The sequence below is a fragment of the Ohtaekwangia koreensis genome, assembly GCF_900167975.1.
Lineage (GTDB): Bacteria > Bacteroidota > Bacteroidia > Cytophagales > Cyclobacteriaceae > Ohtaekwangia > Ohtaekwangia koreensis.
The window spans coordinates 104,285-116,090 of sequence record NZ_FUZU01000003.1 but is presented as its reverse complement, the minus strand read 5'-3'; the positions used below and the strand labels follow the sequence as shown (position 1 = coordinate 116,090).

The following is an 11,806-nucleotide window of genomic DNA, read 5'->3' as shown; positions in this document are numbered from 1 at the left end:
GTAAGGATCTATGAAAAGACTTTTACAATTCTGTTTGTTTTTAGTTTTCTATCAGGCTGCCGCGCAGACTGATTTTTCGAATGAATACATGATCACTGTATCCGGTGGTGTAAACTATGGAGGCGATCTGAGTTCAGGCTGTGGAAGCCGCTATGATATCATCCTGGAATTTGAAGATGGGACATCGCAAACCATTGTAAGCAACGGACATGGTGGCGGTGGTACGGTGGCATTCTATCGTAAATTTTCATTTCGAAGTGATAACCGCGTAAGACGTGTTATCGCGTTTGGTAAAGCGCACAGGCAAAGTCCCCGATACCGTTCGTGTGGCTATAGAAGAATTGATGAAGGAAATATATACCTGCCTTTGGATCTCAATACCGATTACCCATGTGTGAACAGACTATACCGAAATGTTTTCAGAGGATTTAACAGCAGCGAACTTACTGTAGATATTCAACCGGCATCGAATCGTCTCACCACAACCTTGTCAATGCCAAACAACGGTACCAATCGCAGGAGAACATCCTATGCATTGGATGCCATGTTTACCACTGGCAGCGATCGTGTTTTCGCGGGCTACCTGGACTCATGGTCCAGAAACACCGCGGTAAACAGAAAGGACTCCGTTATCTTATTAAAATCTGATGTACGCTCTGTTTTATTAACTACTTCAGGTCAAACCGTTGTTGGCCGTATCGTCCGCGCATTTAACACGTCACATACATTTAACTTGCCGGCTTTCACAAATAGTCTGGATGTTACGTATCCGTTCAATCTTTTTCCGGATGCTCCTGCGGGTAGCCTTAGGGTTGTATACAAGAAGATTAAATTCCCATTGAAGTACGGGCCAAGCACTTCCTATATATTGCCCTCGGATACCAGTAATCGAGTTGTGCTACTGGGGCCTCGCGGAAATCCTGCGTCTTTCTACCACTGGGTATATAGCTTGGATGGTGTGAACTGGACAAACCTTCCTGCTAAATTTCAAGGACAAAGTCGGTTAAATATATCCGGTTATGATATTCTCGGCGATGAATTCTGGAAGTATCATAACAACAATATATTCTTCAAGATCATTGTGGATTGTAACGGTGCTGAATCCGAAACGCTCACACTTTCGGCAAGGCTTTCTGCTCCGAATATAGTGTCCGTTACACCAGATCCCGATCGTTGCTTTGATAAACCACAAGACGGATCATTCAAAGTAATTTTCAACAGGCCTTTGCATGTAAGTGGGATCGGAGAGCCGGAAAGTCTCACGATTCTGGTTACCGATGCAGCAGACAATTCAGTGACGATCGATCAGTTTATTGATGTTACACTCGAGGCCGATAACAGTTTCACCTGGCCACGCAGACTTTTTTCGGACAGAAATTATCAGATCAGGCTACTCGGTAAATTTAAAGAGGTGCCTACGTTTACGGACAATCCAATAAACCATGCACGCAACGTTGAGTTGATGAGGCCCAGACCGATTACATCAACGCTTACACCGGAGGCAGTACATTGTCACGATGGAGGTGACGGTAAAATTCATCTCGTTGCCGATGGTGGTGTTGGCAATTATCGTTTTCAGTATTTGCCTGGTGGTGCTAGGGATTCGGTGCTGGTAACATTTGCAGAGGCAACAACGCATACACTGGAATTTCTTCGTTACGGTATATATGGTTTTAAAGTGATGGATGGCAATCAGTGTGTTGATGCAGCCCGCGCCAAAGCGGTGTTGGTAAATCAGCCGACTGACTCGCTGCACGTTGGTTTTTCTAAAACTACCGATCCACGTGCCTATCACTATAAAGATGGATATATAGAGACTATACTTGTGGGCGGTACGCCATTTCCGGATCAAAGCTATACCGTGCAGTGGTTTGACCCTGTTAACCTGTTGCCCGATTCACTCTATAACAACGCACCGCTTGGACAAGGCTATCAGGCGAACATCGATAGTCTTGGAGATGGATATTATCAACTGCGCGCATACGATAGCCAATATGCTTTGGCACATCCCGATCATCGCAAAGGATGTGCTGTGGTGAGTGATATATTTCGCCTCATTGAACCGCCACCTCTGGTTGTAGCGATAGCCGAATGGCATTTTGTAAGTTGTCATGGATATGACGATGGCGAACTGGTGGCACATGCAAAAGGTGGTGTGCCGTATCAGAATGATCTTCCATACCGGTATGAATGGCTCAAAGATCTAGGAGGGACTCCTCAGTCGATTACACAACAGGATAGCATCGCCACGCAGTTGAAGACAGGTATATATAGGGTGCGAATTCTCGATAAGAATAACATTGCTAAAGTATCGGATCCCTTTTTATTGGTAGAACCCGATGTGTTAACGGCAGCTGTTACGACTACACCGATAAGCTGTAGCTCAGGAACGGATGGCAGTGCAGAAGTTACCTCTACCGGAGGTACATTGCCCTATACCTATAGCTGGTCGGATGGTGCAACGACAGCATTGAATATAAATCTCATCGAAGGGCGTTACTTTGTCCTGGTGAAAGATGTTAGAGGATGTACTGCTACAGCCAATGGCAATGTTGTTTCCCCCTCACCGCTGCAGGTAGATAGTTTGCTTACAAACCCACAATGTTTTGGCTATGAAAACGGAAGCATTGATATTACCGTGGTTGACGGAACACCCCCTTACAAGTATAGCTGGAGCAATGGTGAAGAGACGGAAGATATACAGCAACTGTCAGCGGGTATCTATACCGTACAAATCACCGATGATAATGATTGCATAAACTATCGAAGATATGAGTTGATTGATCCGGCTCCTGTAAATGTTGACCTCGGTAGAGACCGCACGCTATGCACCGATCAGGTATATATAGCCGATGCATCGATTGATGACCTCGCAGCACAATACCAGTGGAGTGGCCCTAACGGCTTTACTGCGCAGACCAGCGCAGTCACACTTTCAGCGAACGGGACCTATGCTGTACATGTAGTGGATTCACATGATTGCCACGGTGAAGATGATATCACCATCAGACGCATAGAGGTAATTATAGGCGCAGAGTTTATCGTTACCACACAGGCCTTTAAAGATAAACTGGTTACACTCGTTAACATCAGCGATCCTCAACCCGACAGTGTTACGTGGTGGGCCTCAGAGGATGAAGTTGAATTTACGGCTTCGTTGATCAACAAAGCCGAACTCACCTTCGCCGATACAGGAACGTACAATATATATATGCGCGCCTACTTGCAGGGCTGTGAAAAAGATTTCACCAAGGCAATTGTGGTTGTAGCCGGTACATTCGATGAGGATACGAAGAATGAGTCACCATTCCTGGAAGAGTTTACCGTTTCCCCGAATCCAACCGATGGTAAATTTTCGGCCATCGTTGGGTTACGCGAACAGACTCCGATTCGCTTGCGGATGATTTCGGTGGCAAGCAATGTTATTGTAGATGATCGTCAGGCACTCGGCAGTGCGCGCTATGAGTTACCGTATGATCTGAACCTTGCTTCCGGAGTATATTTCCTGCTGCTGGAAACTGCCAAAGGAAACTATATACTTCGCGTAACGATCTATTAGTAAATTTTCTCTGTCGATGAATTGGATGTCCATGCTATATATACTGAAAATCGTTAACGTTATGCCAGGTGTTTTTACACGGAAGATACTATTCAAAAGTATATTCATGTTGTTGTTGTGCCAAACCGCATGGGCGCAATTTCCTGTGCAGGTAAATACACAACTTCGTCCGCCCTATACACTTCAGTTAAGTGAATACTATGCCTCCGGTCGGGAGAAGCTCGTAGTGATTCTTACGAACCGCGATCTGAATAAGCCAATTCTGAATGTACGGCTTCGAATGATCATTGAAAGTCAGACCGTACAACTGCGGACGAAGGCGTATGCAGATTTACCGGTGATAGCATTGGATGCGGGTGTGCCGGTGCGCCTTTCATTATCAGATCTCGCTCCGTATTTTAATCCTGAGAACATGGACTTCTCGGGCATCACGCGGCAACAGTATATGCAGCAGGCCCGCCTCCCCGAAGGATTTTATCAATTCTGTTTCGAAGCAATAGAAGTGTCTTCCGGACAGGTAGCCAGTGGTAAGGGATGTGCCATGGCATGGATAAGTTTGAGCGATCCTCCATTACTAAATGTACCACGTAAAGGTGAAGCGATTGCTTATAAAGAACCGCAGAACATTATCTTCCAATGGACACCGCGTCACCTGAATTCTCCGAACTCTGCTTTTCAAACTGAGTATGATTTCCAACTGGTTGAGTTATGGGACACATCACTGGCACCGGAAATTGTTTTTCAATCGGCAGCTCCGCTATATGAAACGACTACACGCACTACAACCCTTCTCTATGGTCCGTCACAACCGTTGCTGATCGTTGGTAAACGCTATGGCTGGCGTGTACGCGCGCGTGCACGCAGCGGTATAGAAGATGTCGATGTATTTCGAAACCAAGGTTATAGCGAAATATACTGGTTCACCTATCAGGATACGTGTCCGCCTCCGGCAGGTATAGCAGCGACACCCGGTACATTTGGTAATCTGGAGTTTAACTGGGTGGCCGATCGCAATCACCGATCTTATGTTGTTACCTATAGAGAAAAGAGTAAAGATGATGCTACATGGTTCGATCAGAAAACAGAACAGGCCATGGCGCTGGTATACGATATGCAACCAGGACTGGTATATGAATATCGCGTGGGCGCATTCTGCAATACTGATCAGCCAACATTCAGTGAAATCAAAACTGTTGAAGTACCGGCGAGAAATTCAGAAACATTTGTCAACTGTAGTATTGTACCCGATCCGGATATATCCAATAAAGAGCCGATACAAAACCTCAAGGTTGGTGATATTTTTCGCGCGGGTGATTTTCCTGTGAAGATACAGGAAGTAAGCGGCACGGGTACCTATACCGGTAAAGGATACGTGACAGTTCCGTTTTTAGGAAAGGCAAAAGTGAGTGTAACCTTTAGTGGTATACAGGTAAATACCGGCTATCAACTCATAGCAGGAGAGGTAGTAACGAAATATGGAGGGAAAGGTGATGGTATAAAAGATATCGATGAGACACTCGATCAATTCCGCGGCTATGAAGGGTTGGTATCACGATTGAAAGGTCTCACCATTACCATGGACTCTGCTGCATTGAGCAGTCTTACCGACAAAGTTGTAAAAGAGGCAAAAGAAGAATTACCATCGGAGCTTTCCAATGAAATCCGCCAGGATGTTACACAACTAAAAGAGAGCAAGCAGGCATACGATAAAGCCAATGCCGCCTATACTGCGGCAACATCTCCTGAAGAAAAAGAAGCAGCCAAAAAGAAACGAGATGAGGCTGAAAAGACATTTAAAGAGATTCAGGAAAAGTTTGAAGGCAAGTCTCCTGATGCTATCGATAGCGTAGCGTATACCATCGATTTTGCACAGGCAGACAATGCAGTATATGGTTTCGATCGCTTGCGATATAGACCGTATCATGAGTCGAATTATGATGCAAAGCAAAAGGGTAAGGAGCTATACTATATTCCGTGGAAAGCTGTAGCAACCGGTTCGTTCGACCTGGTAAAAGCATATTCGGCTCAGCAGGGTAGTCCTTTGCCACAAGATCTTGTATTCCGTTCTACAACGGGAGCTCTACAGGCCCAGCGCGGTACCAATCCACAGGAAGTAAATGTTCGCGTGCACGGCTATGGAAACGGTGATAAGAATGAAGTTACAGCCTATATACGGAAAACCGGTGCTGACGGCAAAGAGATCTTAACGGAAGCCGGAAGTCTGAATGTGATCAGCTATAGCAAAGTGATACGCAAGTTGGTGCTCGTGCCGGTGAACGCAACAACATTGGATGTGTCGCCACAAGAAATACAGTCGCAGTTAAACGCTATATATGGTAAAGCAGTTGTGCAGTGGCAGGTACAGACAGATCTACCGTTTGCCAGTGCATACGATGTAGACGATAATGGACTCGATGATGGCGATAGCGAATTCCTGTCCAATTATACTGCTGAGATGGAAACGCTCATCAGCGAGTATGAGCAGAAGAAAGTATTGGAGGAAGATACATACTATCTTTTTCTTGTATCCGGTTCAGAGAGCAAAACAAAGCTCGGGTATATGCCGAGAAAGAAAACGGCAGGGTTCATCTACATGGATCTGGCGCGGGGCGGGTCATTGATAAAAACAATCGCTCATGAATTAGGACACGGAGCCTTCCGACTTGAACACACCTATAAAACTTATGCATCATTAGCAACCGGTACAACCGACAACTTGATGGACACTCGTCCGGATGGTATAGCGTTGCATAAGTATCAATGGGATCTCATTCACGATCCTGCACTTGTCATTCCAATACTAGAGAATGATGAAGACAATGAATTGCTTGCACAAGTCGTGCAATGTTTAACAGGAGCAAGTCTTGACTTTTCCATGTACTATACCGCTATATGGATAACCATGCAGTTCGATGATGCTATACCAGAATCAAATAAACCTGCCTTTGCAGATTTTTCTGCCATTACAGGTTATAAAGAATTTAGTAAGACGGAAGCTGTTGTATCGGCTGGTATATCTTGTGCAATGGCTAACCTGCCTTCTTTTATATCACCAAATGCGAGCAGAAAACTTAAGGCTGGATTATCCGCATTGGGTGGAGCTGTAACAGGCTTTGCCACCGAAACAAGTAAACAATATGGGATAGCATATACCAAGATAAAGCAACAAGGAAAAGATCCAGGCATGACTGATGTAATAACTGAAATGGACTGGAAACCTGTTATTCAAAATTCAGCAGCAAGCGGACTGATTACCGGGACTGCAACCTGGATTGCTGCGAGCCCAAAGTTTCGAAGTGTTCTCGACAAGATTGAAGTAAAACTGAAAATTTCCGTCACTAAGGATAAGGAAAAGTTTATCGCCTTTCTAAATGAAAGGATACTTAAAAAACCGTTTAAAGAAATTACAATAGATGTAAATCTCGCGCTTAAGAGTAGAATCGACCATATTCGTAAAATTAAATTTGACGCTAAGGCGAATGGAACTTTTAAATTTACGGGATGTCATTCTAAAAGTGCCATTGATGAATTAGGAGGCAACGCGCGTATCGAAATCACAATACCAAAAAACACGGCCGGAGTATACGAAGCAAAAGTATTTGCCAAAGGACCTAACGGGATAGAGATTGCTAAAACTGGTAATGGTGGTAAATCGACTTTCTTTCCCGATAGTTGGGATGAAGCAAGAATTTTGGAAGAAGCAGAACATGCTGTTAGAAATAATCGTGGTCTAGTGCCTAATACATCAAACCAATATTTTGGCTATTCGAAAGATGGTAAGATCAGAATTGAGTTCTATTATGACGATGTTACGGGTAAAATAAATTCGTTTTTCCCCTCTTTAAATCCATAATTATAATGATTAAATATACTATTGAAAGTAGCGACAAGAATCATCGACCTGCTGTTTCGTTTGAAAATGAATACTGGTGGTTAAGCGAGCTTAATTCTTGCGATACGAATTATATTATCAACGATGTGTTGCCCAATCTGGATAAAGTCATGAAGGGCGAATTGTCAGAATATGAATTTGGATACGATGCTACCATTATTGATTTCCATAGGGATAAATCAATTATTAGCTATGGCTATGATGAAGGGAAGCTGGAGGTAATTTCTTCAGATATATATGCTTTCATGTGTGAGTGGAGAGAATATTTAATAAAATGGGATGCAGGCCAATAAGAAAGTAATGTTTTGATGAAATTAAAATGACTACAATATTGAAAGGAAGTATACTTGTTGTATTAGTACTTTGTGGATTTACGAGTTCGGCGCAGCAAGACATGCAAATGTATTTCTCTGCTATAGCTAGTGAACAATCTACAATCCCATTCACATTTGATCCGGCTATAGGAGAGAACCGCTATATACAGGTATTGTCTCCTTATCTGAAGGATACATTGCTTGCCGTGCGCTCCGAAGCCTATCATTTAGTGAGTCGTTTAGGACAAAGTAGTAAGCAGACAAAGACACGGAAAGAAGTAGTAAAAATACTCCTGAAAGGCTGGCGTGATAAAGACACCGGTATAAACGGGCAGGTAGCCAATGCGTTGTTCAGATTCAGCAATGAAGACTTTGATAAAACAGTATTGGAAGATATCAGAGAGTTAAATCGCTCTATACCCTATAGTGGAAAATTATTCAAACTCATTGGTAAACTCGACATACGTGATCAGTTGAATATTATAAAGACGCATCTTCAAAATCAGCAAACTCCTTTGTCAAGACAAGATGTGTGGTCAGCATATGTCGCGATGGCGCGGATGGGTGATGTGCTCTCTGAGCAAACTGTTATGGACAAAGCCAATAAGCTGGGCTCCAACGATGATACTATATATGAGTTGTACCCGGACCTGATATATATAGGTTCACGTACAACGATTGATTTTCTGGTAAAAGAATTATACGGTGAAGAAAATAATTGTTCATCACCGGACGCAGAATCGGAGCGACCGATCAATTGTGCGTACCGTGTTATGGAGATACTCGCACCTGTCATTAAAGATTACCCGGTGGCTGTTAGTGCGAGCGGAGACCTGGTAGAGAAAGACTATCCAAAAGCATTGGCAACGATCCGGGCATGGTTCAACGAGCGTAATGGGAACTATACTATTGTGAAACGATAATGTTATGGTGTGCTATATGAAGAAGAATTTGATAGGTATAGATTGGAGCAGGTTGTTAGTACAGGTATGCATCACGATGATCGTGTTTTGTTTGTATGCATGCTTCCAGGAAGAGACGGTGCCTGTTACGATCGATTTTACTTATACCATCGGGAATGAAAGTTATACTACACCGGCTCGTATTACCATTGCGAACAATACTACCGGAGCTGAAAAATATTCCTGGACATTTGAAGGCGGACAGCCGGCAACGTCTTCCTTGCGCGACCCTGGTATTATTACCTTTACTGAAGCGGGTGCGCATACCATTACCCTTGAAGCATGGAGTGAAGATGATCGCCAGAGTAAAACAATATCGCTTACAGTATATAATGGCGTAACGCCTGATTTCTCTGTAGAAATTTTAACAAACAATATAGCACCGGTAACAGTTCGGATCACCAATAAGACCATAGGGGGAACTGGATTCCGCTGGGTTTTTGAACAAGGTAATCCTGCTGAGTATACAGGAGAAAATCCTCCGGATATCCAGTTTGTTGAACCGGGTGATCATAAGATTATACTCATTGTAGAGAATGGCCCCGCAGTTGATTCACTGGTGCAAACTATATCGGTAAGTCCTGCATTATCTCCTGACTTTGAAATCATTCCTGACTTTGAAGATGATGACTACGAGGCTCCGCTACGCGCTGTGCTAGCGAACAACACAGTAGGAGGTCTGCAATGGCAATGGTCATCCAGTGGTGGGCAGATCAGTAACACAACCGTACAGCAACCCAGTATATATTTCTCAAAGGCCGGTACCTACAGCATTACTTTGCAAGCTTCCAACGGTAAAGAGACCATGACTATCACCAAAGATATCGTAGTTAAGCCCAATACGGGGCTTCGAACCTTTACCGATATTAAACTGGGTATCAACACAGCGCATGCTTCTATTGGTAGTTTTTACTCCACAAGCTTGCGGAGAGTCGTCACCAAAAATGATCCTGATTCTTTGTTGAAATATGTAGATATAGCATACTTCGGACTCAACGCTACATTCACTTTTAATAAATTCACTTCCCCGGATTCTGTGGAAGAATATACCTTTGATCCGATACCGCAGGGGCAGATAACGCATTTCATTAACTCTCTCGATAAGTGTGCATGCGGAATTTCGTTTTCCGAAAGCGATTTTGATCAGATGACGACAGACGCTCCTTTGCAAGCGCTCAACATTACATCAACGGCTAAAGGACTTCAGCCTTTTGATGATGTGCAAGTGCCACGCATCGTACTATTCAAAACACAGGACAATCGTAAGGGCGTTATCAAGATCAAGTCGTTCCATTATGATGGCTTACAGTCCTATATACTTGTGGATATAAAAGTTCAGAAAAAATGAATCCTTTCTACTCTTACCGTTGTTTGTTAGTTCTGTTAGCGCTCTCCATAGGGTCGTTTTCATATGGGCAATCCATACGTCTCGATAATCTGCGTGATCAGTTTGGTAAAGGCAAACCTTTCAAATTTAACGGAGCTTTGTCGGCCAATGGTATATATTATAATGGTAATGGGGGCTACGGCCGTGATCCGTTTTCATACTTTGTTAATGGTAGTATGAATCTTAATCTGTATGGGCTCGTGAACCTGCCGTTTTCGTTTACGCTCACCAGCTTTGGTGGTGATTATTCGTACCCGGTGCCGCCAAACCGTTTCAGTATACATCCGTCCTATAAATCAGTAACAGCACATATTGGAAATATAGCAGCAACATATTCTCCCTATACCGTAAATGGCTATTTATTTACCGGGGCCGGGGTTGATGTAGAACCTAAGGACAGCGGATTAAAGGTTAGTGGTATATATGGTCGTTTGCAGAAGGCTGTTGAATATGATACAACCAACCGTATTACACCGGCTGCTTATGAGCGCATGGGATGGGGGAGCAAAATAGAGTATCAAAAGAATAATTACCGGTTGGGTATGATTGCGTTTCATGCGTGGGATGATGTGAATTCAATTCAGAACAAGCCTGATAGTTTGCAGATATACCCAATGGCCAATACGGTAATCAGTTTTAATGCCGGAACGCGTGTATGGCAGCACATGGATATAGCCGTTGAATATGCCACGAGTGCTTTAACAGAAGATGTAAGGGCAGCGGATTCGGAGGGGAGTAATCTCTTTAGCCGCGCGATCGATTCAAAAGAGTCCACCGGTTATTTTCATGCTTTCAAGTCATCGCTGCAGTATACATTTACCAGTACAATACTGGGTGTTGGGTATGAGCGTATCGATCCGGGATATAGAACGCTGGGTACATACTATCTTAATAATGACCTTGAAAATATTACTGTGAATGCAGCCCAGCCGTTGTTCAAAAGCAAAGTGCAACTGGCGATGAACATGGGCTTCCAGCGCGATAACCTCGACAACGCCAAGTCAGGTTCATCGACACGGTTCATTGGTTCGGTAAATGTATCCTATACTCCGTCTGATAAACTGACCTCAGCGTTCACGTATTCAAACTTTCAGACCTTCATGCGTATTCGTCCGCAGTTTTTAAGCATCAACAGGCTGGATAACTTCCAGAACCTGGACACGCTTGACTATACGCAAGTTTCTCAAAATGCAAGTGCGTCAGCAAGCTATATGCTTTCGCAGTCGGAAGATGAAATGAAAGGTATAAGTGTAGATATCAGTTTTCAGGAGACTGCCGATGAACAAGGAGGTGTGGTACGCAATGGAAATCTGTCGCAGTTTTATAATGCATCAGTTATGTATACACTATCACGCATGACCACTGGGAGAAATTTTTCCGCCGGGTTAAATGCTTCTTATAATACAATTGGTCGAGATGAGTTTATAACCGTTGGTCCTATAGCCAGCATAAGTGCAAGTATACTACAGAAGAGAATCACAACGGGAGCTAATCTCTCTTACAACGCAAGCCGTAGCGTTAATGAATGGGACAATCATGTCTTCAATGTAAGGTGCCATGCCGTATATAAAGTACAGCGAAAACATACCTTCAACCTGAACGTGCTTAATCAATGGCGCAGCACCTCGGAAGCAAATACCAATGACGTTACAGTTACAATGGGGTATAATTTTATACTTGGCGGGTGAGTGA

At 43.7% G+C, this 11,806-nt stretch carries 6 protein-coding genes; all 6 read left to right on the top strand.

Going from position 1 to position 11,806, the window contains the following annotated elements; translation table 11 throughout:
- Positions 1–10: 10 nt before the first annotated feature.
- The 6 genes from B5Y40_RS19650 to B5Y40_RS19625 are packed head-to-tail and all read left to right on the top strand — an operon-like array spanning position 11 to position 11,802.
- Positions 11–3,559: a SprB repeat-containing protein gene (locus B5Y40_RS19650; RefSeq protein ID WP_079688563.1), complete on the top strand. Its 3,549-nt coding sequence runs from the start codon at positions 11–13 to the stop codon at positions 3,557–3,559.
- A 16-nt stretch (positions 3,560–3,575) separates the two neighbouring features.
- Complete coding sequence (locus B5Y40_RS19645) at positions 3,576–7,412, top strand: EndoU domain-containing protein (protein WP_079688562.1); 3,837 nt, start codon at positions 3,576–3,578, stop codon at positions 7,410–7,412.
- A gap of 5 nt (positions 7,413–7,417) precedes the next feature.
- Positions 7,418–7,744, top strand: coding sequence for a hypothetical protein (locus B5Y40_RS19640; protein WP_079688561.1), 327 nt, complete (start codon positions 7,418–7,420; stop codon positions 7,742–7,744).
- A 26-nt stretch (positions 7,745–7,770) separates the two neighbouring features.
- The gene (locus tag B5Y40_RS19635) at positions 7,771–8,688 is read left to right on the top strand and encodes a hypothetical protein (RefSeq protein WP_079688560.1); all 918 of its coding nucleotides are present in this window, start codon (positions 7,771–7,773) and stop codon (positions 8,686–8,688) included.
- A gap of 16 nt (positions 8,689–8,704) precedes the next feature.
- Positions 8,705–10,075, top strand: a complete 1,371-nt coding sequence (locus tag B5Y40_RS19630) for a hypothetical protein (RefSeq protein WP_079688559.1) — start codon at positions 8,705–8,707, stop codon at positions 10,073–10,075.
- Positions 10,072–11,802, top strand: a complete 1,731-nt coding sequence (locus tag B5Y40_RS19625) for a hypothetical protein (RefSeq protein ID WP_079688558.1) — start codon at positions 10,072–10,074, stop codon at positions 11,800–11,802. Before B5Y40_RS19630 ends, B5Y40_RS19625 begins: the two co-directional genes overlap by 4 nt.
- The last annotated feature ends 4 nt before the right edge of the window (positions 11,803–11,806 follow it).

What these genes read in the sequence shown, in the direction of transcription:
- B5Y40_RS19630 (WP_079688559.1), top strand. Translation starts at nt 8,705, where the DNA reads ATGAAGAAGAATTTGATAGGTATAGATTGGAGCAGGTTGTTAGTACAG.
- B5Y40_RS19650 (WP_079688563.1), top strand. Translation starts at nt 11, where the DNA reads ATGAAAAGACTTTTACAATTCTGTTTGTTTTTAGTTTTCTATCAGGCT.
- B5Y40_RS19625 (WP_079688558.1), top strand. Translation starts at nt 10,072, where the DNA reads ATGAATCCTTTCTACTCTTACCGTTGTTTGTTAGTTCTGTTAGCGCTC.
- B5Y40_RS19640 (WP_079688561.1), top strand. Translation starts at nt 7,418, where the DNA reads ATGATTAAATATACTATTGAAAGTAGCGACAAGAATCATCGACCTGCT.
- B5Y40_RS19645 (WP_079688562.1), top strand. Translation starts at nt 3,576, where the DNA reads ATGAATTGGATGTCCATGCTATATATACTGAAAATCGTTAACGTTATG.
- B5Y40_RS19635 (WP_079688560.1), top strand. Translation starts at nt 7,771, where the DNA reads ATGACTACAATATTGAAAGGAAGTATACTTGTTGTATTAGTACTTTGT.